Origin of the sequence: Sphingomonas colocasiae (assembly GCF_019880585.1) — a bacterium.
In the GTDB taxonomy this organism is placed as follows: Bacteria; Pseudomonadota; Alphaproteobacteria; order Sphingomonadales; family Sphingomonadaceae; genus Sphingobium_A; species Sphingobium_A colocasiae.
Map to the genome: position 1 here is coordinate 464,814 of NZ_JAINVV010000003.1, position 26,619 is coordinate 491,432.

22 protein-coding genes are annotated in these 26,619 nt (G+C 66.2%); 14 read left to right on the forward strand and 8 right to left on the reverse strand.

The window, feature by feature from the left end:
• The first annotated feature begins 25 nt into the window (after positions 1 to 25).
• Positions 26 to 1,654 (forward strand): NAD(P)/FAD-dependent oxidoreductase, encoded by a 1,629-nt coding sequence (locus K7G82_RS05770; RefSeq protein ID WP_222988873.1) that lies wholly within the window; start codon positions 26 to 28, stop codon positions 1,652 to 1,654.
• Between the two features lie 98 nt (positions 1,655 to 1,752).
• Here K7G82_RS05770 and K7G82_RS05775 read toward each other — a convergent pair whose 3' ends face one another.
• From K7G82_RS05775 to K7G82_RS05795, 5 genes are all read right to left on the reverse strand, one after another.
• The gene (locus tag K7G82_RS05775; RefSeq protein ID WP_222988874.1) at positions 1,753 to 2,754 is read right to left on the reverse strand and encodes a Csu type fimbrial protein; all 1,002 of its coding nucleotides are present in this window, start codon (positions 2,752 to 2,754) and stop codon (positions 1,753 to 1,755) included.
• Positions 2,745 to 5,039 carry a fimbria/pilus outer membrane usher protein gene (locus tag K7G82_RS05780; protein ID WP_246623353.1) on the reverse strand — a complete coding sequence of 765 codons (2,295 nt, stop codon included), beginning with the start codon at positions 5,037 to 5,039 and terminating at the stop codon, positions 2,745 to 2,747. Before K7G82_RS05780 ends, K7G82_RS05775 begins: the two co-directional genes overlap by 10 nt.
• 103 nt (positions 5,040 to 5,142) lie before the next feature.
• Positions 5,143 to 5,904 carry a fimbrial biogenesis chaperone gene (locus K7G82_RS05785; protein ID WP_222988876.1) on the reverse strand — a complete coding sequence of 254 codons (762 nt, stop codon included), beginning with the start codon at positions 5,902 to 5,904 and terminating at the stop codon, positions 5,143 to 5,145.
• A gap of 21 nt (positions 5,905 to 5,925) precedes the next feature.
• Entirely contained in the window at positions 5,926 to 6,462 is a 537-nt protein-coding gene (locus K7G82_RS05790) for a Csu type fimbrial protein (protein WP_222988877.1), read from the reverse strand.
• Between the two features lie 15 nt (positions 6,463 to 6,477).
• Positions 6,478 to 7,020, reverse strand: a complete 543-nt coding sequence (locus K7G82_RS05795) for a Csu type fimbrial protein (protein WP_222988878.1) — start codon at positions 7,018 to 7,020, stop codon at positions 6,478 to 6,480.
• A gap of 361 nt (positions 7,021 to 7,381) precedes the next feature.
• On the opposite strand from K7G82_RS05795, the gene K7G82_RS05800 reads away from it, so the two are divergent.
• Positions 7,382 to 8,347, forward strand: coding sequence for a 2-dehydropantoate 2-reductase (locus K7G82_RS05800; RefSeq protein WP_222988879.1), 966 nt, complete (start codon positions 7,382 to 7,384; stop codon positions 8,345 to 8,347).
• A 99-nt stretch (positions 8,348 to 8,446) separates the two neighbouring features.
• Here K7G82_RS05800 and K7G82_RS05805 read toward each other — a convergent pair whose 3' ends face one another.
• Positions 8,447 to 9,763, reverse strand: a complete 1,317-nt coding sequence (locus K7G82_RS05805) for a L,D-transpeptidase family protein (RefSeq protein ID WP_222988880.1) — start codon at positions 9,761 to 9,763, stop codon at positions 8,447 to 8,449.
• A 17-nt stretch (positions 9,764 to 9,780) separates the two neighbouring features.
• Positions 9,781 to 10,026: a hypothetical protein gene (locus tag K7G82_RS05810; RefSeq protein WP_222988881.1), complete on the reverse strand. Its 246-nt coding sequence runs from the start codon at positions 10,024 to 10,026 to the stop codon at positions 9,781 to 9,783.
• Between the two features lie 206 nt (positions 10,027 to 10,232).
• Here K7G82_RS05810 and K7G82_RS05815 point away from each other — a divergent pair, with 206 nt between their 5' ends.
• From K7G82_RS05815 to K7G82_RS05870, 12 genes are all read left to right on the forward strand, one after another.
• A complete protein-coding gene (locus tag K7G82_RS05815) occupies positions 10,233 to 11,438 on the forward strand; it encodes an MFS transporter (protein ID WP_222988882.1) in 1,206 nt (401 codons plus the stop codon).
• Positions 11,439 to 11,490: 52 nt separating this feature from the next.
• Positions 11,491 to 12,123: a TetR/AcrR family transcriptional regulator gene (locus K7G82_RS05820; protein ID WP_222988883.1), complete on the forward strand. Its 633-nt coding sequence runs from the start codon at positions 11,491 to 11,493 to the stop codon at positions 12,121 to 12,123.
• Between the two features lie 298 nt (positions 12,124 to 12,421).
• Positions 12,422 to 13,870: a peptide MFS transporter gene (locus K7G82_RS05825; RefSeq protein WP_222988884.1), complete on the forward strand. Its 1,449-nt coding sequence runs from the start codon at positions 12,422 to 12,424 to the stop codon at positions 13,868 to 13,870.
• A gap of 487 nt (positions 13,871 to 14,357) precedes the next feature.
• The gene (locus tag K7G82_RS05830) at positions 14,358 to 16,760 is read left to right on the forward strand and encodes a TonB-dependent receptor (RefSeq protein WP_222988885.1); all 2,403 of its coding nucleotides are present in this window, start codon (positions 14,358 to 14,360) and stop codon (positions 16,758 to 16,760) included.
• Between the two features lie 76 nt (positions 16,761 to 16,836).
• Positions 16,837 to 19,245 carry a S9 family peptidase gene (locus tag K7G82_RS05835; RefSeq protein ID WP_222988886.1) on the forward strand — a complete coding sequence of 803 codons (2,409 nt, stop codon included), beginning with the start codon at positions 16,837 to 16,839 and terminating at the stop codon, positions 19,243 to 19,245.
• Between the two features lie 22 nt (positions 19,246 to 19,267).
• The gene (locus K7G82_RS05840; protein WP_222988887.1) at positions 19,268 to 20,380 is read left to right on the forward strand and encodes a dipeptidase; all 1,113 of its coding nucleotides are present in this window, start codon (positions 19,268 to 19,270) and stop codon (positions 20,378 to 20,380) included.
• 78 nt (positions 20,381 to 20,458) lie between these two features.
• Positions 20,459 to 20,995 (forward strand): sigma-70 family RNA polymerase sigma factor, encoded by a 537-nt coding sequence (locus K7G82_RS05845; RefSeq protein ID WP_222988888.1) that lies wholly within the window; start codon positions 20,459 to 20,461, stop codon positions 20,993 to 20,995.
• A complete protein-coding gene (locus K7G82_RS05850; protein ID WP_222988889.1) occupies positions 20,985 to 21,731 on the forward strand; it encodes an anti-sigma factor family protein in 747 nt (248 codons plus the stop codon). Before K7G82_RS05845 ends, K7G82_RS05850 begins: the two co-directional genes overlap by 11 nt.
• Positions 21,732 to 21,827: 96 nt before the next feature.
• Positions 21,828 to 22,487 (forward strand): DedA family protein, encoded by a 660-nt coding sequence (locus K7G82_RS05855; protein WP_222988890.1) that lies wholly within the window; start codon positions 21,828 to 21,830, stop codon positions 22,485 to 22,487.
• Complete coding sequence (locus tag K7G82_RS05860; RefSeq protein WP_246623297.1) at positions 22,484 to 23,728, forward strand: glycosyltransferase family 4 protein; 1,245 nt, start codon at positions 22,484 to 22,486, stop codon at positions 23,726 to 23,728. Before K7G82_RS05855 ends, K7G82_RS05860 begins: the two co-directional genes overlap by 4 nt.
• Positions 23,729 to 23,811: 83 nt before the next feature.
• Positions 23,812 to 24,255 (forward strand): HIRAN domain-containing protein, encoded by a 444-nt coding sequence (locus tag K7G82_RS05865; protein WP_222988891.1) that lies wholly within the window; start codon positions 23,812 to 23,814, stop codon positions 24,253 to 24,255.
• Positions 24,256 to 24,368: 113 nt separating this feature from the next.
• Positions 24,369 to 24,905, forward strand: coding sequence for a DUF3617 domain-containing protein (locus K7G82_RS05870; protein WP_222988892.1), 537 nt, complete (start codon positions 24,369 to 24,371; stop codon positions 24,903 to 24,905).
• Positions 24,906 to 24,941: 36 nt separating this feature from the next.
• On the opposite strand, the gene K7G82_RS05875 is transcribed toward K7G82_RS05870, so the two are convergent.
• Positions 24,942 to 26,570 (reverse strand): hypothetical protein, encoded by a 1,629-nt coding sequence (locus tag K7G82_RS05875; protein ID WP_222988893.1) that lies wholly within the window; start codon positions 26,568 to 26,570, stop codon positions 24,942 to 24,944.
• Positions 26,571 to 26,619: the final 49 nt, after the last annotated feature.

The window sequence follows — 26,619 nt, forward strand, 5'->3', positions numbered from 1 at the left end:
GGCGATTTGCCGGTAGGAGCCGCGCATGCTTCGCCTTTCCGGACTGTCCCTGCCGCTCGACCATGAAGCGGATGCGATGCCCGCCGCCATCTGCCGGCGGCTCGACATCGCGCCCGAAGAGCTTTTGGGTTTCGAACTGGTGCGGCGCGGCAATGACGCGCGCCGCCGCGGCGAGATCCAGCTCGTCTATACGCTCGACCTGACACTGGCCGACGAAGCGGCAGTGCTCGCGCGCTTAGCGAATGATCATAACCTGCGCCCGACGCCGGACACGCATTATCGCGCGCCCGTGATCGCGCCCGCCGGCTGGTCCGGCCTGCGCCCGGTGGTGGTTGGCGCCGGCCCCTGCGGACTGTTCGCCGGGCTGATCCTGGCGCAGGCCGGATTCCGCCCGATCATCCTCGATCGCGGCAAGGTGGTGCGCGAACGCACGCGCGATACCTGGGGGCTGTGGCGCCGCGCCGAGCTCAATCCGGACTCCAACGTGCAGTTCGGCGAGGGCGGCGCCGGCACCTTTTCCGACGGCAAGCTTTATTGCCGGATCAAGGATCCACGCTTCCTGGGCCGCAAGGTGCTCGAGGAATTCGTGAAAGCGGGGGCGCCCGAAGACATATTGACCGAGGCGCATCCGCATATCGGCACCTTCCGCCTCGTCTCCATGGTCGAGAGCATCCGCAAGACAATCGAGGAGCTGGGCGGCGAATATCGCTGGCAGACGCGCGTCGACGATATCGAACTGGACCGGGCACCGGACGGCAAGGCGCGGCTGCGCGGCCTGCATCTGGCCGGCGGCGATTTCCTGGAGGCCGACCATGTCGTGCTCGCGGTCGGCCATAGCGCGCGGCCGACCTTCGAGATGCTGCACGCACGCGGCGTCCATATCGAGGCCAAGCCCTTCTCGATCGGCGTGCGCATCGAGCATCCGCAATCCTGGATCGACCAGGCCCGCTATGGCCGCTGCGCGGGCCATCCCGATCTCGGCGCCGCCGCCTACAGCCTGTCGCATCACTGCGCCAATGGCCGGACGGTCTACAGCTTCTGCATGTGCCCGGGCGGGCGCGTGGTCGCCGCGACGTCCGAGCCGGGCCGCGTCGTCACCAACGGCATGAGCCAATATTCGCGCGCCGAATTCAACGCCAATTCCGGGCTGGTCGTGGCGATCGATCCCGCGCGCGACTATCCGGACGGCCCGCTGGCCGGCATCGCCTTCCAGCGCCACTGGGAATCGCTCGCCTATGTCGCGGGCGGCTCGTCCTATCACGCGCCCGGCCAGCGCGTCGGCGATTTCCTGGCCGGGCGGGCATCGACCGAACTGGGTAGCGTGATCCCGTCGTACAAGCCGGGCGTCACCATGACCGACCTGTCTTCATGCCTGCCCGATTTCGCGATCGCGGCGCTGCGCGAGGCGCTGCCGGTCTTCGGCCGCCAGTTGCCGCGCTACGACGATCCCGATGCGGTGATGACCGGGGTGGAGACGCGGACCTCCTCCCCCATCCGCATCACGCGCGGCAAGGATCTCCAGAGTCTCAATGTCGAGCGGCTGTTCCCAGCGGGCGAAGGCGCCGGCTATGCCGGCGGCATCCTCTCCGCCGCGATCGACGGCATCAAGGTGGCGGAAGCGGTTGCAGCCAGCATCGCGGGTGCGCGGAGCTAGAGTGGTTCCAAGGCAGGTGGCCTCACCTGCCGGCTCGGGAACCGCGACACATCAGAAGACGTCGGACTCGGTCCGGTTCAATCTGAACCGGACCGAGTCTAGAACACCACGTCGACAAGGACGCTATCGGCGTAGCGCCCCGCTACCGGCGTCGCCTGCCCGGGATCGACGATCGCGCGATAGGTGAACCCCTGAAGCGTGCTGCCGTCATGGATGCCCGGATTGCTATCCGCCGCACCGCTGCTCCGTCGCTCGCCGCCGCTGGGGCCCCAGCGCGTCGAGCCGCTGGTGCCCTGATAGAGCTCGTAGCGAAGGTAATTGCCGCCCAGCTTCATGCGCCGCGAGCCGCCCGCATAATTATCGCCATTGCTCAGGCCCACGGTGTAGCTCGCATCCGCGCTGCACCGGATCGAGATGGTGCGGGTTTTCGGCGTGAACTGCGACACCAGCGCCACCGTACCGAAATCGACATCGGGCGCGGTGATGGCGCAGTCCTTGTCGACGGTGAGCGAGACGTTGATGGTCACCGGCACGCCCGCCCCCCAGGCCAAAGTGGTGAACAGGCCGGGCCGCACGAAGCCGGGGCTTTCGGAAAGCGCCAGGCAGACCGCGACGCCGAGCGTGCAGACCGAGAAATACCAGCGCAGGTTGACGCTGCCCTGATAGGTGCCCGACGCCAGCCCGCCGGTCGGCGTCGTTCGAAAGTAGAGCGGCACCGTCCCGCCCGGTCCGCTGAACAGGTTGAGCAGATCGAAGCTCGAGAAATCGGCCTCGGCGCCCGTGGTGATCGCGGTGCCGTTCGGCGCCGCCGATACGATGAAGGGAACGGTCCGCCCCCCGGGCCCCGTCAGGGTGAAGGTGGAGCTTTCGAGTTTCACCTTCAGATAGGAATTGGTCGCCACCGAAATCGCGCTGCAGCCCAGCCCGCTCGATCCGCTGCCCTGCTGGGCGGTGCTGGCGACCGTAAACGATCCCGCCGGCCCCAGCGTCGAGCTTGCGGTCGCGACGGTGCAGGAACCGAAAGTCTGCGCATGCGCGCGCCCCGCCAACAGCGCAACGGCGCAGGCCAGCATGGCCAGGAGCGTACGGATCAGCGGCATGCGACCGGCCCGATCATCGCATCTTCCGCGCCCGGCGGCGGCGCCGCGAATTCGGCGGTGCAGCGCCCTCCGTCCGGCAAGGTGACGATGGCGGCATTGATATCCTCGAGCGTCTCGACGAACAGGAAACCGTCCCAGCCGATCGCCAGCGCGGGGCCGGCGTTGATCGACGCGATGGCACCGACGGGCAGCGGAACGCCCTGCGCATCGATCAAGGTGACCCGGCCGGACCGCATCTCCCTGAGGTCGAAATTCAGCACCAGACCGCTGCCGCGCGCCACCGCGACGCTCTTTTCCACGACCGGAACCGCGACATTGGTCGGCAGATCGAACGGATCGATCGAGTAGCGCCCGGCATAATAGGCCGGCACCCAGGGCACCAGCACATGCCCGTCACCACCGCTGCGGCCGACAAGCTGGTTCTCGTAGCGGACCGGCACGCCCGCCCGCCCGCCAGTGTTCACCAGCACGAAGGAATCGGCGATGCGATTGGCGAGCAATACATCGTTCCCGATCGCGACCACCGATCCGCTGACACCCGCCCAGCGCGTGATGTTGCCACGGCGGCCATAGGCGCCGCCGCGCACTTCCATCGCGGCGCTGCGCCATGCCAGTTCACCGGAACCATAAAGCCCGGTATCCGATGCGCGCGCCAGCATGGCGTTACCGCCCAGGCCACCGCTCGCCGGGATGGCGCGGCCGTAATCGGCACGCAACGTGGTGGCGCCCCGCGCTTCGCGCGCCACGCTCGTCGCCGCCGTTCCGCGACTGCCGCCCAGCGGCAGGATCAGGTTGAGCGCGCCGGACCATTGGCGGCGGCGAACCTCGTAGGTGCCCGATGTGAACAGGGTGACGCCACGGGCGAGAGACATGGACCAGGATCCGCTGGCCAGCCCCAGATCCTGCCCGCGCCGATCGCTGGTCTCGACATAGCTGGCGCCGAAATTGCCGAGCGCATCGCTCGACAGGCTGGTCGCGACAATCGTCGTCGTGCGCGCGGCATGGCGATCGCCGATGCTGGAAAGGTCCGAAAACCCATCGCTTTCGCGGACATGGCTCGCCGCGAAACCGAAGCGCCGCGCGCGATATTGATAACCCAGCGTCAACCGGTCACCGGTTTCGCCATGATCGTCGCTCACCGCATAGCCGGCATTGACGACGCCCGCATTGCCGAGCTGGACGAGCGCACCGAGGCTCGCCGAGGCGAAGCCGCTGCCGGCCTCGGCGGATCCTTCCACCGTGATCAGGCGCGAAACGCCGTAGCGCAGGGCTGCGGTCGCGGCGGCAAGGCCATAGTCGAAGTTCCGGCGGCCGTAATTGCGACGCAGCACACCGGCCGATCCCGAAAAATCGAGCAGGCCGGGGCGAAGCAGGTCGTTGCTGACATAAAAGGGGATGGTGGTGGTGACCCGCCGGCCGAGCATGTCGGTGACCGCCAGCGTCGCCTGCCCCGCGCCGTTCAGGCCCGGCATCGCGCCGATCGCGAACGCGCCGGGGGCGACCTGCCCGCCGGCCGCGCGATAACCGTCGATGAGCAGATCGACCGCCGACGGCAACCGCGCATCGCCCGCGAATTCGGGCAAGGGATAGGTGATCACATCGGGCCGCACCGAGAAGTCGCGCGAAATCTGGATTCCCGCCATGCGTACGGGCCGATTGCCGGGCAGGCTGCGCGTCACAAAATCGCCGGCTTCATAGGTGATCATGCGTTCGTCGTCGGAATGGCTCCAGTTGAGATCGTAGCGGATCACGTGCCCGCCCTGCACCGCCCCGGTCAGCGACACCTGCCCGAAATCGCCGAACATCCGCGCTTCGCCCCATGCCACGGCGCGCGGCGCGCGATCGGCGGTATCGACGAAATTGAGATCATAGTTGAGCACCACGCCAAAGCTGCTTTGCGGCCGGACACGCGCCGTGCCCCCGCCGCCGACCGACTGATGCGGCAACCAGGTGCTGGGCACATCGAGCCTGAGGCGCTGATTGGACTGATCATAATCGACCGCGACTCCATCGAGCGCGGCAATTTCTATGGTGCCCGACAGACCGGCGGGAAGCATGACGCCCGCCGCGACCAGATCCGATGCCGCCATTTCGCAACGCCCCTGGCCGAGCGTGACCGGGACGATCACGCCCGAGGGAACGCCGTTCACGACCAGTTCGAGCTGAAGCGTCTGCGCGGCGGGCATGCGATCATCCGCTGCGGGAATGCCGTCGAACCGGCCGGACGAAGCCATGAGCGGCGATGCCGTCAGCGCGGCGAATGCCGCCAGAAAACCGTGCAGCATCCGCACCCTGCGCGCCCGCGCTGAAGGAACGGATCGCACGACGCATCACCGGCCGACGCCGGCCCCGCATGGGCATGATGGCGGATATCGCGACGGCATCGCGTCAGTCACCCGAGACCGCGCCCATGGTGACGGCCTCGCCATTCACGCTCAATCGGAGCACGCCATTGCCCGCGCCTTCGGGCAATGGCCAGCGCATGGTAGCGCCCGCCAGCACATAGCCGAGCAGACCCGGCGCGAACGGCTTCTTGTCCGCTTCGAAGCTGACATTGACGAGGCGGACATGCGTCTGCCCGGCATTGTGCATTTCCAGGAACCGCTTTCCGCCTTCGGAGACGATGCGCCAGCCAAGCGCCTGTGCCGGCGCTCCCGCCGACGCGCCGCCCGCCGGCTTGGGCCGCGACCGTCCATCACCATAGGAGAAGAGCGGGATGGCGTAGCGCATCCGGAACTGGATTCGCGCGGCGTCCGCCCGATCGGCGACCGCGGTCGGCAAGGGAATCTCGTCGACGATGACGCGATAGGCGACCTCCGTGCCGGCAGGCGCCGGCGTGGTGCGGGTCAGGCGGACAAGCTGGCGCTGCCCCGGCTCGATCCGAACCATGGGCGGCGTACCGATCACTTCATTCTGCGCGACATAGTGATCGCCCGCGTCGGACTGCTGCCAGCCGAACACCCGCACCTGAAGCTGGATCGGCGCTTTTCCCGGATTCTCCAGCCAGAGCGCGGTCGCGCGCTGCGTGGCCTCTATCGCCGGATCGACCGGCCAGATCAGCACGGCCCCCGCCTGGGCGATCGCCGCACCGGGCAGCATCGCACCGAGCGATGCCAGCAACCGTGCGACCGGAATGATGCAATGCCGCATGATGGTCCCCTCCCCAAAATCTCACCAACTCAGCGTGACGGTCAGCACATCCCCGTAAACGCCCGCCGGTCGCAGGCCCGAAAGCGTCAACCGACCGAAGATCGGCAGCCGAATGTCGGTATAGTTGGTCGCATCGACGGTGATGCCGATCGACGCTCCCGGCGCGATCACATCGGTGTAGCCCGCGTTGGAATAGAGCGTGTACCCGATGCGACCGGCGACATCGCTGCCGCGCTGCAGGTTCCGCACGCCGCCGGAGAGATGCGTTCCGGCATCCACCGACATGTGCAGATCGGTTTCCGGCGTGCAGCGCAGCGTGATCGTCTGGTTGGAGGTCACGCTCGCCGAACGCATTCCGCTCGTGAATGCGGAGACCGTGCCGAAATCGAGATGCCCGAACGCTCCCGATCCCGCCCCAGGCCCTTCGATCAGGCACCCCCGCTGGATCGTCGCGGCCACTTCGAAGGACTTGCCCGTTTCAGCGCGGGCCGGCCCGGACGGGATCGTCGCCGCGGCTGCCAGCAAGGCACCGACACCGGCAACGACGATCCGCGCCACGGCCCCGCCCCTTCGTCAAAGCTCGAGCGTGACGAGCACCATATCGGAATAGTTGCCGGCGACGAGCCCCGCCGCACCATAGGCGCGGCCATAGACGCGGATGACCTGCGCGCTGCCGTCACTGGCCAGCGCCAGACTGCCGTCGATCGCGATCAGCGTGTTGCGACCGGCATCGGAATAGAGGCCATATTTCACATATTGGCCCGATTCCGTCGCATGCGCCATCGCACGATTGCCCGAACCCGTGCCCTGGCCGTCATTCTGGCCGGCGCCGAATGTAAGCGATGGCGTGATGCCCGGCGTGCACTGGATCGCGATGCCCGTACCGCTGCCGACCGCCTCTCCGTCCGCCGAAGTGAACAGACTGTTGCGCGATCCGAAATCGATCGTGCCGAAATCGCTGTTGCTGGCGCCGTTATTGGTCAGCTGCTCGTTGATGATGCAACCGCTGGTCAGCGTGATCGTCGCGTCGACGCTGCCGGTGACATCGGCCCGCGCCGCCGTGCCCGTCGCGACCGCGACCATTGCGCATGCTACCGATATGGATTTCACGTTCATAAACCTCTCCATCGAAACACCGCCCATATTTGCCGGCAAATGCCAGGCGAAGAACAGAAGAACCCGACAAACCAAATACTTCAGCAAATCATAGACACATCGATAGATAAGAACGGTTAAATATTCATTATTGAACCAAGTTGAACCGGGAAGCTTACTTTATAGATACATCCAAAGTATTATTCAAAACGGTTGGATTTTCGGTTATTTTTGCAACTCATTTTGGGTGGTATTTTCGACGGATTTCCAAGGCTTCCCTTTTCCGGATAACACCAGACAGGCCCGTCCATCCGCTTATCCGATGCATCGCGCCGCCACCTCAGGCCTGCTATGGCGCGGCGATCATGGCGAAGGACAGGCAATGAAGGTCGGAATCGTGGGCGCCGGCGCAATCGGCGGATGGATCGGCGCGGCGCTGGCTGCGGCCGGATCGCCGGTATCGGTGCTGGCGCGGGGCGCAACCTTGGAGGCCGTTCGCGCGAACGGCCTGATCCTCGATCAGGAGAGTGGGCAGATCGCGCCCCGGGTGGCAGCCTCCGCGAACGCCGCCGAACTCGGCCCGCAGGAACTGCTGGTGATCGCGGTCAAGGCCCCGGCGCTTCGCGAAGCCGCGCAAGCCGCCCGCCCGCTGATCAGCCGCGACACCATCATCGTGCCGATGCTCAACGGCGTGCCCTGGTGGTTCCTGGACGACCGCCCCGACCTCCGCCCAGCCTCGCTCGATCCCGAGGGCAGCATCGGCGCGGCGCTGCCGGCCGATCAGGTGATCGGCTGCGTCGTGCATGCATCCTGCTCGACCATCGAACCGGGTGTGATCCGCCGGCATTTCGGCAAGGGGCTTATCCTGGGCGAACCTTCGCACGCCGTCACCGGCCGTCTAGAGCGCGTCTCCGCATTGTTCCGGGATGCGCTGCTGGACGTGAGCGTGAGCGAACGGATCCAGCAGGACATCTGGTACAAATTATGGGGCAACATGACGATGAACCCCATTTCGGCGCTAACCCGTGCGACGGCGGACCGGATCCTCGACGACGAGCTGGTCGCCGCCTTCACGCTGCGCATCATGGCCGAAGCCGCGGCGATCGGCGCCGCGATCGGCTGCCCGATCACCGAAAGCGGCGAGGATCGCATGCTGGTGACGCGCAAGCTGGGCGCGTTCAAGACCTCGATGCTCCAGGACGTCGAGGCCGGCCGGGATATCGAGATCGAGGCGCTGCTCGGCGCGCCCCGCGCCATCGGCGCCCAGGCAGGCATTCCCACGCCCTATATGGACGCGCTGCTTGGCATGACGCGCCTGTTCGACAGGTGCCGTATCGAGCGACGCTAGGCCATCGTGCGGAAAAGCGGGAACCGGTTTTCCGCGAAAACGATGCGATCACGAATATCCGGAGCGGGCCGCGCGATTTCATATTTCGCGCAGCCCGCTCTAATCGTCCCTGCCATATATGTCGGATCGAAAGGCGATGCCCTTATCGGTGGCGGCGGCGGTGATATAGGTGAGGTAGACCGGAACCGGCACGGGCAGCGGCACCGCCTGTTCGGGCTGCTTCGATGCCGCGGAAAGCGGTTTACGGAGCAGCCATTTTCCCAGTTCGGCCGCATTTTCCAGGCGGATGCAGCCATTGCTGAAGTGCCGATCCTCCTTCTTCAGCAAGTCGCGCGCCGGCGTGTCGTGCAGATAGATGCCTTCGTCATTGGGGAACATGAACTTGACGCGCCCCATCGAATTGGCGCCGCCCGGCAATTCGCGCAACCGCACTTCGCGCTTGCCCGACGCCACCGCGTCCCAATCGATCTCGGACGCCGGAATCCGGCGTGCGTCGGCGCTCCAGCCCGACAGCGCCTCGATGCGCTGCGCCGCGAGCGAACGGCCGGCAAGCACCTTTGGCGCGATGCTGTTGCGCGCGAGATAGGTCGGGATGTTCCAATAGGGATTGAGCACCGCCCATTGCAGCGTGCCCACCAGCATCGGCGTCTGCGTTTCCTTCGCGCCGACGACGACGCGCATTGTGCCCACCTGCCTGCCCAGTTCATAATACCAGAGCCGCCCCGACGAGGCATCGACGACGATATGGCGCGTATAGGGGCCGGGCAGCAGCCGGGCGCGATCGAGATTGAGATGGAGGCGCGCCAGCCTGTCGCCTGCCAGCCCCTGTTTCTCGGCGCGCAAGGCCAGGGCGCGGAGCCCGACATATTGCGCGCTCATCCAGCCCATATCGGCGACATAATCGTCGAGCGACTTGGGAAAGCTCGCCGCGCGCAACACGGTTTCGGCGCCGAGCCGTTTCGGCTTGAGCCGGCGATCGGCATAGGTCATGCGAACGCCCGAGCGGCGCTGATCCTGGACATAGCGCGCAAAGGCCGCGGACAAATCGAGTTCGGCGCGCGCGATCGCGCGCGCATCGCCGCCGCGCGCCGCCGCGACGGCCCGGCTCAGTTCATCGATATTGTAAGAGGACGGCCGCAATCCATCGGCATGGGCCGATCGGAGATAGCCGATAAGCGTGTCGGCGGACCGGCCGATCCTGCCGCCCGCTGCCCAGAGCGGCCGAAAGCCGCGATCCGCATAGAAGCTCTTGACCGCGCCGCCCGCCTGATCCCGGATGGCGAGCGCGACGGCCTCTCCGGCCGGGCCGGACGGCGCGGCCCTGGGGGGCGACTTGCCGGCGGGGGCAGCATGGACCGGGCCGGCGCAGAGCGCGGCCGCAAGGATCAGATAATGGGGAATGCGACTTGCGCGCATTCCCCGAAACGAAGCGATCAGCCCCGTTCCCCCTTGCGCGTCGGGGTGGGCGGCGGATTATAGGCCGGCACGGCATTGGGATGATAGATGCCGTCGGCGGTGTAATAGCCATCGATGATGCCGTCACCGTCGCGATCGGCGGCGGTGCTGCCGGGAACGGCACCCGGCGGCGGCGGCGGCGCATAAGCGACCTCTTGCTGCTTGGCGCAGGCGCCGAGCGCCAGGGCGCCGAGGCCGGCCAACATCACGGTTTGGAAACGCATAGACTTGCTCCCTTTCAAGGGCGCCGGGACACCCCGTACGCACAGACGCGCCCCTCCAACGCCCGGACGCATGGTTCGTTACGCGGCGTTCACCATTCGCGCGACGGATCGTGCGTCCGGTGCGGCAATCGGCGGATCCCATCGCCAAACTTGATCTCGGCAACCAGTTTCCGCACAATTGCGAACGACTCGCAAATAGGATCATCATGACCAGCATCGCCGACGCCCCCAGTGAGGCGGCCGCCCCTCCCTTCAGCCTGAAACCGCTGATGTTCGAGAGCTTCGTCTGCTCCATGGCGATGATGGCGTTCGTGGCGCTCGCCGGCCCGATCGCGCGGGTGATCGGGCTCGCCCCCTGGCAGGTGGGCGCGGCGATGACGGTGGCGGGTGTCGCCTGGATGCTGATGGCGCGGGTGTGGGGCGCGGCGAGCGACCGGCGCGGCCGGCGGCCGGTGATCCTGTTCGGGCTGACCGGCTTCGCGATCAGCTATTTCCTGCTCGCGCTGTTCATCGATCTGGCGCTGCGCACTGCCATGCTGCCGGCGATCGCCTTTGCCGGCCTGCTGATCGGCCGGGGCGTGGCGGGCATCTTCTATGCGGCGGTGCCGGCGACGAGTGCCGCGCTGGTCGCCGATCATGTCGCACCCGACAGGCGCGCGGGGGCGATGGCGACGGTCGGCGCGGCGAGTGCGGCGGGCATGGTCATCGGCCCGGGCGCCGCCGGACTGATCGGCCCGATCAGCCTGAGCCTGCCGCTTTACCTGACCGCAGCGCTGCCGGCGGTGGCGCTGCTGGTGCTCTGGCGCGTATTGCCCAGGCAGGAGCTTCGCGCCCCGGCCAATGCCCGGCCGCTGCGATTGACCGATACGCGCCTGCGCCGCCCGATGGCGGTGGCCTTCGTCGCGATGTTCAGCGTCGCCATCGCGCAGATCACCGTGGGTTTCTATGCGCTCGACCAGCTGAACCTCGATCCCGCACGTGCCGCGAACGCCGCGGGCATCGCGCTGGCGACGGTGGGCGTGGCGCTGGTGCTGGCACAGATCGTGCTGCGCAAGCTGGGCTGGCCGCCCGCCCGGCTCATCCGTTTGGGCGGGATCATCGGCGGGCTGGGCTTCGCCTCCGTCACGCTGGCGAGCAGCGCGCCCATGCTCTGGGCCTGTTACGGCGTCGCCGCGTTCGGCATGGGCTGGGTCTATCCGTCCGTTTCCGCGCTGGCCGCCAATTCGGTCGATCGCCACGAACAGGGCGCGACCGCGGGCACGATCGCGGCGGCACAGGGGCTGGGCGTGATCCTGGGGCCGATCGCCGGCACCGCCATCTACACGATGGACAATGGCGCACCCTATGCCCTGGTCGGCGCGATGCTGCTGGTAACGGCGCTGTGGCAGCAGAAGAGCTGCGCTGATCGCTGAGCGCGGATGGTATGATTGACCGCATATCGGGTTATCCGGCAATGAGGCGGCCATGTCAGAGCCAAAGCCGCCACAGACGAACCCACGCGCCAGATCGGGGAAGCCGGGGCGCACCTGGCGGCGGACACCGCCGCCCGAACATACGCCGTCCACGCAGGAATGGGTGGATATCGCGCGACGGGCATTGATCGAGGACGGCATTGTCGGCGTGAAGATCGACAGGCTCGCCAAGATCGCCGGGGTCACACGCGGCGGTTTCTATTGGCGGTTCAAGAGCCATGCCGAATTGCTCGACGCGCTGCTCGAAGACTGGCGCGCGCGCAACACCCAACCCATGCTCGACGTGATCGCGCAGCCGGGAACCATGGACGAGCGGCTGACGCGACTGGCCAATCTCTACATCCTGGAACAGGGCTTCAGCGCCGCCTATGACCGCGCCGTCCGTGCCTGGGCGAACATGTCGCCCGATGTGGAGAAGGCGGTGCAGGAAGCCGATGCCGTTCGCATCGAGGCCATAAGGCAAGCCTTTGCCGAAAACGGATATGACGACCACGACGCGTTGATCCGCGCCCGGATCGTCTATTTTCATCAGGTCGGCTATTATGCGACGGGCCTGAAGGAATCGCTCGAACAGCGGCAGACGCTGACCAGCAGCTATATCCGCGTGTTCACCGGACACGACTGATCCCGGATCCCGATGAGCTTGCCTCATCGAAGCCCGGCATAAGCCTGCTCCCCCCAAGGGCCCATCCCATTCTTCCTGACCGTATCGCGTGCGCGCAATCGCGGGCGACGCCCCTTGACGCCCGGGCTTGACAGCCTCGAAATCACGATGCGATAACAATACAGAACTGTATTTCTAGTGCCGGACGAAGCGCGGATCCGCTTCGGCGGTACCGGCTGGAGACCGCGATGCTTCCGTTTCGATCGCCTGGCATCATGGCCGCACATCCGCCCGCCGCTTCGCGCACATGGAGCGCGCAGTGACGGCAGCGCCCCTCCCTCCGGCACAGGCCGATGGTGATGGCCGCCGGTTCGCCGGCCATCCCATGGGGCTCGCCTATCTCGCCTTCACCGAGGCCTGGGAACGCTTCTCCTTCTACGGCATGTCCGCATTGCTGCTGCTCTACATGATCCAGCACCTGCTGACGCCGGCTGCCGCCGGCGAGGTGCTGGGGCTCGCATCCTTCCGTTCCGCGCTGGAAGCGATGACCGGCCCGCTATCCACCCAGGCTTTTGCAAGCCAGTTGTTCAGCCTCTATTCCGGCCTCGTCTATTTCACGCCGATCTTCGGCGGCCTGCTGGCGGATCGCCTGCTTGGCCAACGCCGTACAGTTGTGCTTGGTGCACTGCTGATGACGGCGGGTCACGCACTGATGGTCGTCGAAACGGCCTTCCTGATCGCGCTGTCGCTGCTGATCCTCGGCACCGGCTGCCTCAAGGGCAATATCTCGGTTCAGGTCGGCCATCTCTACCCGCCCGGCGACGAAGGGCGGCGCACGCGCGCCTTCGCCATATTCTCCGCCGCGATCAACGCCGGCGCGCTGCTCGGCCCGCTGCTGTGCGGCCTGCTCGCGCAGCGCTTCGGCTGGCATGTCGGCTTCGGCGCCGCCGGCGTGCTGATGCTGGCCGCGCTGGCCGTCTATCTGGCCGGATGGAAGCATCTTCCCGCCGACCGCAAGCGGCCGCCGGGCATGCATGGCCGGATGCCGCTGACCGCGAGGGACGGACGGACAATCGCCGCGCTGCTGCTGCTGAGCATGATCGCGATCCTGCCCTGCGCCGCCTATTATCAGGAAATGAATGCGGGCCTGTTGTTCATCGAGGCATCGGTGGACCGCCGGTTGTTCGGCTGGACCGTGCCCACCGCATCGTTCAACGCGCTCGACGGGCTGTTCTGCATCCTTGCGGTGCCGTTGCTGATCGCGCTTTGGCGCCGCCAGGCGAAACGCGGGCGCGAACCGGGCGAGATGGGCAGGATCGCGACCGGCTATCTGATCATCGCCGCCGCAAACCTGATGATGACCATTCCCGCCGGGCGGGCGGATAACGGCGCCACCGTCGGCGCGATCTGGCCGATCCTCCTCTACGCGCTGAATGCGCTGGGCTTCACCTTCTATTGGCCGACATTGCTGGCGCTGTTCTCACGTGCGGCGCCGGCGCAGCTCAACGCCACGATGACGGGCATCCTCTTCCTGTCGATCTTCCTCGGCAACCTGCTCGTCGGTACGCTCGCCGGATCCTGGGAAGCGATGAGTCATGCCGGCTTCTTCGCGCTCCACGCCATGCTCGCCTTCGCCGCCTTCGCGATCATGCTGCTCGTCGCCGGGCCATTGAAGCGGCTGCTCGCGCCACCGCCGCCCGACGCCTTCGCCACGAAGCCGCAAGCCCGCCGACAGACATCCGCGCGCCCATTGCGGCGATGGGCATAATAGCAGGATGCGATGAGCGTGACTCATCGCGTCCTGGCATAAGCCCGCGCGGCGCTTGAGCGGTCCAAGGTGCGGATGCGTCAGCATCCCTGCACCTTGGCATAAGCGCGCGGCGACCCCGCCGATCGCCCCATTCGCAATGCCGACCGCCCGTTTTTCCGCACTTGCGCAACATCGTTACACAATCGTGACCTTTACAATACAGTTCTGTATTACTACACAGGGACATCATGATGAAACAGTGATTCGGACCGCTCCGCCCGGGCATGCGAGGCAGCCGAATCCCTGACTTCCGGAACGACTTCGCGCCCGGCCCGGCCTGAAGATCCGATCCATACAACTCTGTCCGGAAGAGGCAGGACCGACGAAATCCGCGGCGATCATCCACGGACGCATCGCCGCGACGAAGCATGAGCAATCCGCTTCGCACGCACAGCAATCACATCAATGCATGGCCGGTCAGGCCATGCCATCAGAGGAGGTATGAATGTCATACAGGGGGAAGAAGGCCTGGTTCCTGACCGGCATGTCGGTGCTCGTTTTCGGCGCGGCCGAAGCGGCGGCGCAAACCGCCAACGCAGGCGACAATCCCGAGGAAATCGTGGTCACCGCCCGCTTCCGCCAGGAATCGGTGCAGGATATCGGCGGCAGCATCACCGCGCTCGACAGCCGCGAACTCAGCCGATCGGGTATCGTCGATTTCGAAGATCTGTCGAACCGCGTCGCCGGCGTCGAGATGCTCGACCGGGGCCCCAATTCCAACGAGATCAACATCCGCGGCGTCACCAACAGCACGCAGGTTTCAGGCAACGCGCTGCAGCCGCTGGTTTCGATCCTGGTCGACGACATCTCCGTCGCGTCCGCATCCGCCTCGCAGCGTGACTTCAACTTCTTCGATTTCGACCGGATCGAGGTGCTGCGCGGTCCGCAGCCCACCTATTTCGGCGAAGGCGCAATGGGCGGCGTCATCCGTTACTTCTCCGCCGATCCGGACCTGAGCAGCGGCAAGATGGTGGAAGGCACCTGGAGCGGCGGCATCGGGACCACCAAGAGCGGCGGCTTCAACCATCGTTTCGAAAATGCGACCAGCTTCGTGATCGTGCCCGACAAGCTCGGCATCCGCCTGGTCGGCTATTACCGCAACGACGACGGCTATATCGACAATATCGGCCTCAACAAGAAGAACATGAACTCGTTCGAATCCTGGGGCGGACGGGCGGTTCTGCTCTACAAGCCGACGGACGAACTGAGCATCCGGCTGGCAGCGCATGTCGGCCGCGACAATATCGGCGAGCTCAATTTCATCAATCCGGGCACGATCGGGGATTCGGTCGGCAGCGAGGATCTGATCGCGCCCGAACTGAGCCTGATCGACGGTTCCAACACCGACGATTTCGAACTCTATAGCGGCAAGATCTCTTACAAATCCGATCGCTTCACGATCGAATCCATCACCGGCCTGTATAACCGCAAGCGCCAGGCCGAGACCTTCAGCTCCGCCTATACCTATGGCTTCGAAGGGTTTTTCAACGCATTCCCGCCGTTCAACACCGCCAGCAACCTGTTGTCGTCCGATCTGACGGCGATCGCGCGCACGCGCGGCAAGGAACGGAGCATTTCGCAGGAATTCCGCTTCATCACCGATTTCGATTCACCGCTGAACCTGGTGGCCGGTGCCTATTATCAGGACACCAAGGCGATCAGCACCGCGCTGGTGACGGGGGACGGCTATGCCAACATCACCGACACCGGCACGACCGAGATCGAACGCACCACCACCCGGGTCGACACGCGCCAGTTCTCCGGCTTCGTCGAGCTGAACTACAAGGTGTCGGACCGGTTCCGGCTGTTCGCGGGCACCCGCTACGTCAACGAGAAGGTGCGCTCCACGCTGGTCGAATCCTATGTGATCGGCATCTTCTCGCCGATCTTCAGCAACCCGGCGGATATCTACGCGCCGGTCTATTTCCCCGTGCCCAACGATGTGGAAAGCCTGACCGCGCCCGGCGGACCGGGGGTAAGCTTCGATTTCAAGCTGAACACCTTCCTGCCGCGGCTGGGCTTCGAATTCGACGTCGCGGAAACCGCGATGCTCTACGGCACCGTCGCGCGCGGCGTGCGCAACGGCGGGCTCAACAGCCCCTTCTCCGCCCTGGGTTTCGGCCCGGTCGGCTCGGCCGCGTTCGAGGATGCGCTGACCTATGATTCCGACGATATCGTGACCGGCGAGATCGGCCTGAAGACGCGACTGCTCGACGGCAATCTCACCTTCAACATCGCCGGCTTCTATTCGGACTTCGACAATCCCCAGATCGGCATCAGCAATCCGGGCGCCCTGACCGCCAACGGCCCGCAACTGCGGATCTACGGCGTCGAGGTGGAAAGCCATTACAAGGTCAACCGCAACCTCTCGCTGTTCTTCAGCGGCAACCTGACCGAGGCGGAATATACCAGGGGCATGTCGGTCTTCGCCGTCGCGGGCGCACCGGCCGACTACCAGGATCTCGCCAAGGGCAACCGCCCGCCCAACGTGCCGAAACTGTCCTTCTCGACCGGCGCGGACATCAGCTATCCGCTGGGCGACGGTGGCACCAGCCTGACCGGCCAGATCGCCTTCCAATATATCGGCGAACGCGAGACCTTCCCCCAGAATTTCCGGACCGGCAAGCTCGGCAGCATGGAGATGCTGAACATCCGCCTGGGGATAGAGCGAGAAACCTGGTCGCTCACCGCCTATGTCAACAACCTGCTCAACGATCTGGAATTGCAGGCGACGACGATCCCGACAAGTTCGGCGCGACTGGTCAACGGCGTGCTCGACGGGCCGCTGTCGTCCGCGTTCATCAACCGGCCACGCACCGCTGGCCTTACCGTGACCGTTCGGTATTGATCAGATCTGAAATGGTGGCGGCGCATCCAGGCGATGCGCCGCCATTGCCCATTCCCATCACCGAAGGACCCGCATGATGCAGCGCATGTTTCCAAGGACGGTGACCGCGCTGTCGTGCATGGCGGCGGTGGCCGGCGTGGTCGCCGCCCCCGCCGGCGCGCAGGATCCCGGCCTGACCCGCGCGGACATCGAACGGGCCGCGCGCTTCTATCCCGAAGCCGCGCGCACGCTGGTGCGCAATGCGGCACCAATTCCCAACTGGATCGCCGGCACCGACCGCTTCTGGTATCGGCACGAGATCGACGGCGGATACCGGTTCGTGACCGTCGATGCCGCAACGGGCGCCACCGAGGCATCGTTCGACCATGACGCGATGGCGCGCACGCTTTCCTCCAGGCTCGGCACCCCCGTCACGCCGGCGCGATTGCCGATCGCGAGCTTCCGATATTCCGACGATCTGCAAAGCGTGATCTTCGCAAGCGGGGACACGCGTTTCACATGCGTCCGCGCGGCCACCCGCTGCGAGGTCGCGCCCGCGCCTGCGGCCGATCCGGCGGAAATTCCCTCCCCCGACGGCAAGCACGCGGTGTTCCGGCGCGATCATAATCTGTGGGTCCGCGACCTTTCGAGCGGCGCGGAACGGGCACTCACCACCGACGGCAACGCCGATTTCCCCTATGACTACACCGCATTCCGGACCAGCTATGTCGAGGAACGGCGCGGCGCGGCGAAGCCGACTTCTCCCGGCGTGACCTGGTCGCCCGATGGCCGCTATGTGCTCGCCATACGTTCGGACCGGCGCGGCGTGCAGGCCGCGCCCTATGTCGTCGAATATCTTCCGCCCGATGCGCCGAGGCCGATCGCGCACCAGATCGCGATGCCCATCCCCGCCGACGCGCCGGAAACGCCCCACCGGCTGGTCCTGATCGACATGGCCGATGGCGGGATCGTGCCGGTGGACGGCGGCAAGCTGGGCTTTCACGATTATGCGCCCTATTGGGCGATCGTCGGCGAACCCGGCTGGAACATGCGCGACGGCGAGCTTTACCTGGTGACCGCTACCCGGGATTCTCGCGCGATCGGCGTCGTCGCCGTCGATGTCGAGACCGGCGCCAGCCGGAGCGTGCTGGAAGAGCGCGGCGATCCCTATCTGAACCTCAACCCCTTCGACTATCATGTGCCCAATGTGCGGCTGCTGGCGGCGCGTGGCGAATTGCTCTGGTGGTCCGAACGCAGCGGCTGGGGGCATCTTTACCGCTACGACGCGAAGACCGGCGTGCTGAAGAACGCGGTGACGCGTGGCGAATGGACGGTTTTCGATATCGTGCGCGTCGATGAGCGCGCCGGCACCGTCTATTTCACCGCCGGCGGCAAGGAAGCGGGACGCAATCCCTATTATCGCCACCTCTATCGCGCGAAACTGGACGGCAGCGAGCCACGGCTGCTGACGCCCGAGGACGCCGATCATGTATACGCCAATTTCCCGGCGCGCGGGCTCAACGGGCATGACGAGGTGCCGGTACGGCGCTTTTCGCCGAGCGGTCGTTATTTCGTCGACAGCTTCTCCACCGTCTCCCGACCGCCGCGCACCGTGCTGCGCAAGGCCGATGGCGCGATGGTCGCCGGACTGGTCGATGCCGATGCCGGCGCGTTGCTGGCGACAGGCTGGAAACCGCCGGAGCGGCTGGTGGCCAGAAGCGCCGACGGCAGGCACGACATCCACGGCATCATGCTGAAGCCGAGCAATTTCGATCCCGATCGGCGTTATCCGGTGATCGAGCAGATCTATGGGGGGCCGCAGGTATCGTTCGCGCCGCAGGGCTTCACCGACACGCTGGGCGGGCGCGCGGCCTATATGCAGGCGCTGGCCGAACTGGGATTCCTGATCGTCGTGCAGGATGGTCGCGGCACGCCCCGGCGATCGCGCGATTTCCATGTCTCACCGATGAAGGACGAGGATTCGTTCGCGCTCATCGATCATGTCGCAGGGATCAGGGCGGCCGCGCTAACCCGCCCCTATATGGATCTCGACCGCGTCGGCATCACCGGCATTTCCTTTGGCGGCTATGCCTCCGCGCGCTCGATCCTGCTGTTTCCGGATTTCTACAAGGCAGCGGTGTCGATCGCGGGCCCGCACGATTACAGCACGATGATCTCGTCGATATCGGTTGAGCGCTTCTTCGGCATCCCCGGCAGGGATGGCGACGCCTATGCGCGCGTCGACAATCTGCATCTGGCCGATCGCCTGCAGGGCAAGCTGATGCTGATCGCGGGCGAGATCGACCAGAATGTGCCCTTCAACCAGACGATCGCGCTGTCCGACGCGCTGATCAGGGCGGGCAAGGAATTCGATCTCGTGCTCGTGCCCAATGCCGCGCACGATGTCGGCTATCATCCCTATGCCGTCCGCCGGCTGGCCGGATTCTTCCTGCGCCACCTGCAACGGCAGGAACCGCCCATGCCCTTCGCGCAGACCGTGAAATGATCGTTTTCGGGGAGATTGGTTGATGACGTCCGAGATAAGCCGCCGCCGCCTGATGCAGTTCGCGGGAGGCGGCATGGTTGCCGCCGCTGCCGCCGGAACCGGGGTGACCAGCGATGCCGCCGCCGCCGCGCCGGCGGTGCCGATCGTCGTCGATGGGTGCAGCCCGGCCGCGCCGACCGCCGACTATCTGGCGCTGATGCGCAAGGGGGGCGTCGATTGCTGGAGCGTCAGCATGTTGCCGACCCTGCTGCAGATGTCGCAGTTGCTCGAGTTCGTCGCGCGTAATTCCAAGCACGTCGAGATCGCGAAGAGCGCCGCCGATATCCGGCGGATCAAGCGCGAGGGCAGGCTTTCGCTGACGATCGGATGGCAGGAAGCCGATCTGTTCGCGGCGAAGGGCGAAAGCGACTGGTGGTCGAAACCGCCGAAGACGACGATGCGGCTCTTCTACGAACTGGGCGTGCGTGTCGTCGGCCTGATCTACAATCTCACCAACGCCTTTGCCGGCGGCTGCCTGGATCCGGCCACCGGCCTCTCCCGCGCGGGACGGGCGATCGTGGCGGAGATGCAGTCGCTCGGCATGCTCGTCGATGTCGGCGGCCATATGGGCGAGCGATCGAGCCTCGACGTGATCGCGATGGCCGAGCGGCCGGTGGTGTGCACCCATTCGAACGTCGCCGCGCTCAATCCCAATCCGCGCAACACATCCGATCGGGTCATCGAAGGGATCGCCCGCACCGGCGGACTGTTCGGCGTCAGCGCCATCGAACCGTTCATGAGCTGGAGCGGCCAGGACGTCGGCAAGCGCGACCGGCCGAAAAAGCGCGCCGATATCGGCCGCTATGTCGACGAGCTCGATTATCTGAAAAGGCTGGTCGGGGTCGATCATATCGGCATCGGCGGCGATTTCACCACCGGCGCCACCTCCGTCATCCGCCCGGAAGAGTCCTTCGCCTTTCCGCCGGACATGACTTATCTTCAGGACCCCATCCAATATGCGAGCGGTTTCGAGGACATATCGCGGCTGCCGGCGGTGCGCGCCGAGATGGTGCGCCGCGGCTGGACCGTCGCCGAGATCGACAAGGTGATGGGAGAGAACTGGATGCGCGTCTACGAGGCCAGCCTGGGCGCCTGACGCCGGCCATGCCGTGACGGATCGATAAAAATTTCACCGTACAGGGAATAGACTGCTTCGCGGCTGCATATTCCCGATATGGCTTTTCGCAGCAAACAGGATCCGCTGGAGCATGTGCCGACGATGCGGCGCTATGCCCGGTCGCTGTGCCGCGACGCGGACGCGGCCGACGACCTGGTCCATGACGCGCTGGTGCGCGCCTATGACGGCGCCGATGGCTTCCGGCCGGGCGGATCGCTGCGCAACTGGCTGCTCGGCATCGTCCGCAACAGTTTTCTGGGCGATCTTCGCCGCCGCCGGGCCGAAGATGCCCGTCATGACGCATGGGCATCGCTGCTGAGCGACCGGATCGAACCGGTGCAGGAGAAGCGCGCCTATCTTCAGCAGACGCTCGATCGCTTCATGCAGTTGCCCGACGCGCAGCGCGAGGTGATCCACCTGATCAGCATCGAGGGGCTGGGATATCAGGAGGCCGCGGCGCTGCTCGATATTCCCGTGGGCACCGTGATGTCGCGCCTCAGCCGCGCCCGCGCGGCACTGCGTACGCTGGACGCAGAAGCCGAAAGCCGCGCGATCACCAGCCTGCGCGTCGTGGGAGGCAAGGATGCCGATTGATCCGGTCACCGATTTCGAGATCGAAGCCTATATCGACGGCGAACTCGATACCGAACGGCGCATGGCGGTGGAGGATCATCTTTCGCGCCATGCCGATGTCGCCGCGCGCGTCATGGCCGATCTGAAGGTCCGCAGCGCACTGCGCCTGGTGCTGCAGCAGCGCGAGCCCCTGCCCGCGCAGCTGGCCGACCGCGCCGAAACGCTGCGCCAGCGCCTGGGCAAGCGGCGGTGGCGGCTGTCCGCGATCATGGGGTTTTCGACGATGGGCATGGCGGCGGCGGCGGCGGCGCTGATGCTGGTCTGGCCCTCGCTGCATGGCGACGTGCCCTCCTATGTGGGCGATGCGGTGATGTCGCACCGCGTCGGCCTGATGCGTGCGGCGATGATCTCGCAGGTGGAGACCCCGCATTTCGACGCGCGCGAGATGCAGCAATCGACACGGATCCGCATGCCGGTGCCGCTGAGCGGATGGCGGGTGACCGACGTCCAGCTTTTTCCATCCGATGCGGGGCCCGCGCTCCAGTTCATGATCCACACCGATAACGGACAGATCATGTCGATGTTCGCGACGCCGACGAGGAGCCGGGCGACGACGCAGCCGGTTGCCGTGCAACGCGGCGACACCGCCGCCGCCTATTGGAACCGGGACGGCGTTTCCTATGCATTGATCGGGTCGCTCCCGGCCAGGGACCTCGACCGCGCAGCCGACGACGTCGCCGACAACGCCTATTTCTGAGCCGATCCATGCTGCCTGACATGATCTTCGCCGCGACGACGCGGCGCATTCCCGCACCCGCGCGCCCGGCGCGCGGCCTGGACGAGCGCCGCTGAGATGGACCAGTTCGTCGCCCAGCTCGCATTGTTCCTGGAACAGCACGGCATATGGGCCGGACCGCTGCTCGGCCTGATCGCATTCGGGGAATCGCTGGCGATCGTCGGCCTGTTCGTGCCGGCGACCGCGCTGATGCTGATGATCGGCGGACTGATCGGCAGCGGCGTGATCGATCCGCTTCCGGTCTTCCTCTGGTCGGTCGCGGGATCGGTGCTGGGCGACGCACTGTCCTATGCGATCGGCCGCAAGCTGGGGTCGCGCATCTATTATCGCGCCCCGCTCAACCGCCATTTGCCGCTGGTCGCGCGGACGCGGCTGTTCTTCCGCAGATACGGCTTCTGGTCGGTCCTGATCGGTCGTTTCCTGGGGCCCATCCGGTCGACGATTCCGCTGGTGGCGGGCGTGATGCGGATGCCGCAACGCCCGTTCCAGATCGCCAACCTGCTTTCGGCGATACTCTGGGTGCCGGCGATGCTGGCGCCCGGATTCCTGGCCGCGCGCAGCATGGGCGGGATCGACGGACTGAGCGGCACGCAATGGACGTTCGCGACGCTGGGCATCGCGCTCATCTGCATCATCGGGCCGCTCGCCGGCGCACGCATCCTGACGGGCCGCCTCGAACGCGATCCACGACGAACCATGGGTAGGAGTATCAAATGAGCGGATATGCCATGCGGCGTCCCTCTCCGGCCGCGCGCGTATTGCGCGACCGGCGCCCCGATCTGCGAAACGTGCCGGGCAGGCCGCTGCGGATCGCGCTGTTTTCGGGCAATTACAATTGCGTGCGCGACGGGGCCAACCAGGCGCTGAACCGGCTGGTCGGTCATCTGCTGAACGAAGCGGGCGCGCAGGTACGCGTCTATTCGCCGACGGCGCGCGAAGCCGCGTTCCCGCCCACCGGAGAGCTGGTTTCGGTGCCATCGATCGGGATCCCCGGACGCCCGGAATATCGCCTCGCCCTGGGGTTGCCCAAGGCGATCCGCCGCGACGTTCGGCGTTTCGCCCCCGATATCGTCCATCTGTCAGCGCCCGACCTGCTCGGGCGCGGCGCGCAGCATTTCGCGCGCACGCTCGGCATTCCGGTCGTCGCCAGCCTGCATACGCGCTTCGAGACCTATCTCGACTATTACGGGCTGCGGATGCTGCGCGACGGGATCGAGCGTTATCTGCACCGTTTCTACACCGGCAGCGATCGCGTGCTCGCGCCCAATGCCCCGATCGCGGAGGAACTGCGCGCGGCCGGGCTCGGCGAGCGCGTCGGCATATGGGGGCGCGGCGTCGACCGGACGATCTTCACGCCCGACCGCCGGGATCACGAATGGCGGCGTTCGCTCGGCTATGCCGATGACGATGTGATCGTGCTGTTCTTCGGCCGCGCCGTTCGCGAAAAGGGGCTCGACATATTCGCCCGGACGATCGAGGCGATCCGTTCCGGCGGGCATCGCATCCGCCCGCTGATCGTGGGCGACGGGCCGGGCCGCGACGCCTTTGCCCGGCAGCTCGGCAACGCCACCTTCATGGGGCATCTTTCCGGAGCGGCGCTGGGGCGCGCCGTGGCGAGCGCCGACATCATGCTCAATCCCAGCATCACCGAAGCGTTCGGCAATGTCACGCTGGAGGCGATGGCGGCCGGGCTGGCGATCGTTTCCGCCGATGCGCCGAGCGCACGCGCGCTGATCGACGATGGCCGTACCGGACTGCTGGTATCGCCGAACACGGTGGAGGCCTATGCGGCCGAACTCGACCGGATGATCCGCATGCCCGATCATCGCGCGGCACTGGGCCATGCCGCCGCCGCCGAAGCCCAGCGCTATGAATGGGCCGGCATTCTCGACCATGTCGTCGATATCTATCGCGACTGCCTGTCGCGGCCGCTCACGCAAAAGCCGTCCGCCGTCTGAACAAGAGTTGACGATCGCCGCCGAAATTTCGATGGCGGCGAAACCATGACGGCGCGGACCGGATATACTGCCACGATGCGGCCATGGCGCTGACCGCGCTCAGCCTGGCCATTGCGGGCATCGACTATCCGAACAAGCGCGGCCCCACGCGGGCGTTCGAGCTGCGCCTGTGCGTGGCGGGCGAACCCGTCGAATTGCGGCCGGAACCCAATAATCCGGCCGATCCGCTTGCCGTCGCCGTCTATAGCGCGCGCGGCATCCAGCTCGGCTATCTGACCGCCGAGCGCGCGCCATGGATCGGCGCGATGATCCGCAACGGGCGCGAGATCCAGGCGATCTTCCAGGGCATGACCAAGCGCAGCGCCTTTATCCGCGTGGCATTCGACGGCGAGACCCCCTTGCTGCCCCAGCGCCCCGACCTCGAAAAGGTCACCGATCCGGATCAGGGCGCCGACGGCTTCTGGCCCGACGAGATTCCGTCCGAGGAAAGCTGGGACGACGGCTGGGACAGCGACAGCACCGACTGAACGATCATGTTCCGTCACGATGGAACCGAAACCGAAACGGCACGTTGGAGCCCGGCTTGGTGGCGGATTCCGCCGGCGGGCACGTGACCTGAAAATAGGGGAGATCCAGTTTGATGCGTACCTATCTTGCCGCTTGCACCGCGGCCTGCGCCCTCATGCTCAGCGCATGCTCCGGCGGCGAAAAGGCGAATGACGGCGCCGCGGCCGCGAACGACACGGCCGGCGACACCGCGACGGCCGCTGCCGATGCGCCGCCCGCGCCCAAGGCCGGACTTTGGGAAATGAAGATCACCGCCGCCGGCGTGCCCGCGCCGCAAGCGACCAAGGTCTGCGTCGGCGAAGCCGCTCCCGGCACCAATGCCTTCACGCCGCCGCCGGGCGCGGGCCAGACCTGCGCCAAGAACAGCGTCACCAAGGTGGCCGCCGGCTACGAGATCGATTCGGAATGCACGATCCAGGGCATGACCGCGACGAGCAAGGGCAGCCTGACCGGCGACTTCTCCTCCGCGTACAAGATCGAGATGGCGACCAAGATGAGCGGACCGAACCTGCCCGCCGCAGCGCAGCAGGAAGTGAAGACCGTCATCGACGCCAAATATCTCGGCGACTGTCCCGCCGACATGAAGCCCGGCCAGTCGCAGACCGGCTGATCAAGCGAAGGGGGAGCATCGCTCCCCCTTTTTTTGCTAGCCGCATTCCTGCCCGTAGGTGTGCTGAAGCACATAGCTTTCCGAGCCGGAATTGGTGAAGGTGCCATAGGGTGAGGTGGCGCTGCCCGCGCCGCTCGCGTTGATCCCGACGGGCCGGTCCCCGTCGTAGCGCACCGTGTAGGTTCCCTTCCCGAACAGCCGGGATCCGGCGATCTGGCCGGTATAGGAGTAGGTGCCGCCGCGTTCGGACGCCGGCGTGAAGGTCACCACGATATTCGCATTGCCTTTCACGACGAACGGCCTGGCGAGATCGCAGACAATGCCCGTACCGCGAAACTCCCCGCCGCCGCCCTCGATCTGATATTGTTCGGGATTGGTGGTGACGCGCAGCAATTCCGATGCCGCACCGCGCCGCGAGGTCGCCTTCAGCCCGATGCGCATCGTCCGGTTGCGCTCGTTCACGGCCACATGGATGATCTTGCCCGGCGATGTGAAATGCGTGGGCTCGACCGAGGCGCCGCCGTCCAGAGTGACCGCGATCTTCGCGCGGATTTCGGCGGAATCGCCTTTCGTCATTGTCCTGATGTCGATGGAAGAGGTCGTGCCGGGAGCGACATTGCCGGGCGACTGCGCATCGAGGCTGATGCAATTGCCGCTCTGCCAATGGAGTCTGGCGCCGACGACGGCGGTGCGTGCGAGCACAAGCGTGTCGCGCAAGCTTTCGTCGCGCAGCGCGTCATAATCGCCGGTGGCGCTGGTGATCCTGTAATCCTCCATCTCGCTGTCGTTATTGCCGTCGACCACATAATGGGCGGTGGCAGCGACCCTGGCGGGGCCCTTGGGGCCGGATGTGCTGCTGTCATAGCTGGCGCGGATATCCGTGCCGGCGATCTCGGCATTGTCGTCCACGACCAGCGCGACATGCGCTTCCTTGATCGAACTATATCCGGCCGAACCGGCGGCACCGCCACTGCGCAGGCGGACGGTGAATTCCACCCGCCCCTCCGCGTCGGGGCAGAGCGTTCTTGTCGATATGCTCGTCCGGCCGCCGGCCTGCGCGCCGAGTTGCGGGATATCGACATTGCTGCTGACCGAGGCATCGACAACGCCATTCTTCGCGACATCGACAGCGAGCGAGACCTTTTCGCCGCCCTTGCCATTGAAATCCTTGGCGAGCTTGCCCGCCTCCCCCCTTTTCGCCCCGGTTCCCGCCATGCCGCCCAGCAGGAAGCCGGCGGAAAAGCCGGTCATGCCGGCCGCCTGGCCGCCCCCTCCGCCCTGCGCATGGGCCGGCGGGATCATCCAGGAGAGGATACCGGCCGCGCCCGTCGCCACTCGCTGCGATCGCGGCGGCTGCATCATCGCGGTTCCGGCATCGGCCGGCGCGCGCGCCGGTGCTTCGCCACCGTCATGCGCGATCAAGGCGGCGGTCGCTTCGGCCAGCAAGGCGCGCTCGCGGGCGACGAATGCGTCGCCATGCGCCGCCAGTGCCGGATTCTGCCGCGCGAGCGCATCGATGACCGCGCCGGTCATCGGCTGCAACACGGGCCTGTCGGTCGCGCGGACATCGGCCAGCGCGGCATCCACCTCCCGCATCACCCTGTTTTCGGGCGATTCCGCGCAGGACGAGAGCATGATCAGCAGCGGTATCGCCGCCGCGAACATCCGGAGCCGGCCTGTCGCGCCGTCCGATCCCGCTTGCCTCCGTCGCTTC

Bases quoted from the DNA above. Each gene is read 5' to 3' on its own strand.
- K7G82_RS05810 (WP_222988881.1), bottom strand. From the start codon at position 10,026: ATGCGTTTCCAAACCGTGATGTTGGCCGGCCTCGGCGCCCTGGCGCTC.
- K7G82_RS05780 (WP_246623353.1), bottom strand. From the start codon at position 5,039: ATGCTGCACGGTTTTCTGGCGGCATTCGCCGCGCTGACGGCATCGCCG.
- K7G82_RS05850 (WP_222988889.1), top strand. From the start codon at position 20,985: ATGCCGATTGATCCGGTCACCGATTTCGAGATCGAAGCCTATATCGAC.
- K7G82_RS05870 (WP_222988892.1), top strand. From the start codon at position 24,369: ATGCGTACCTATCTTGCCGCTTGCACCGCGGCCTGCGCCCTCATGCTC.
- K7G82_RS05860 (WP_246623297.1), top strand. From the start codon at position 22,484: ATGAGCGGATATGCCATGCGGCGTCCCTCTCCGGCCGCGCGCGTATTG.
- K7G82_RS05845 (WP_222988888.1), top strand. From the start codon at position 20,459: ATGGCTTTTCGCAGCAAACAGGATCCGCTGGAGCATGTGCCGACGATG.
- K7G82_RS05800 (WP_222988879.1), top strand. From the start codon at position 7,382: ATGAAGGTCGGAATCGTGGGCGCCGGCGCAATCGGCGGATGGATCGGC.
- K7G82_RS05865 (WP_222988891.1), top strand. From the start codon at position 23,812: ATGGCGCTGACCGCGCTCAGCCTGGCCATTGCGGGCATCGACTATCCG.
- K7G82_RS05815 (WP_222988882.1), top strand. From the start codon at position 10,233: ATGACCAGCATCGCCGACGCCCCCAGTGAGGCGGCCGCCCCTCCCTTC.
- K7G82_RS05785 (WP_222988876.1), bottom strand. From the start codon at position 5,904: ATGCGGCATTGCATCATTCCGGTCGCACGGTTGCTGGCATCGCTCGGT.
- K7G82_RS05840 (WP_222988887.1), top strand. From the start codon at position 19,268: ATGACGTCCGAGATAAGCCGCCGCCGCCTGATGCAGTTCGCGGGAGGC.
- K7G82_RS05855 (WP_222988890.1), top strand. From the start codon at position 21,828: ATGGACCAGTTCGTCGCCCAGCTCGCATTGTTCCTGGAACAGCACGGC.
- K7G82_RS05830 (WP_222988885.1), top strand. From the start codon at position 14,358: ATGTCATACAGGGGGAAGAAGGCCTGGTTCCTGACCGGCATGTCGGTG.
- K7G82_RS05875 (WP_222988893.1), bottom strand. From the start codon at position 26,570: ATGTTCGCGGCGGCGATACCGCTGCTGATCATGCTCTCGTCCTGCGCG.
- K7G82_RS05805 (WP_222988880.1), bottom strand. From the start codon at position 9,763: ATGCGCGCAAGTCGCATTCCCCATTATCTGATCCTTGCGGCCGCGCTC.
- K7G82_RS05775 (WP_222988874.1), bottom strand. From the start codon at position 2,754: ATGCCGCTGATCCGTACGCTCCTGGCCATGCTGGCCTGCGCCGTTGCG.
- K7G82_RS05795 (WP_222988878.1), bottom strand. From the start codon at position 7,020: ATGAACGTGAAATCCATATCGGTAGCATGCGCAATGGTCGCGGTCGCG.
- K7G82_RS05820 (WP_222988883.1), top strand. From the start codon at position 11,491: ATGTCAGAGCCAAAGCCGCCACAGACGAACCCACGCGCCAGATCGGGG.
- K7G82_RS05770 (WP_222988873.1), top strand. From the start codon at position 26: ATGCTTCGCCTTTCCGGACTGTCCCTGCCGCTCGACCATGAAGCGGAT.
- K7G82_RS05835 (WP_222988886.1), top strand. From the start codon at position 16,837: ATGCAGCGCATGTTTCCAAGGACGGTGACCGCGCTGTCGTGCATGGCG.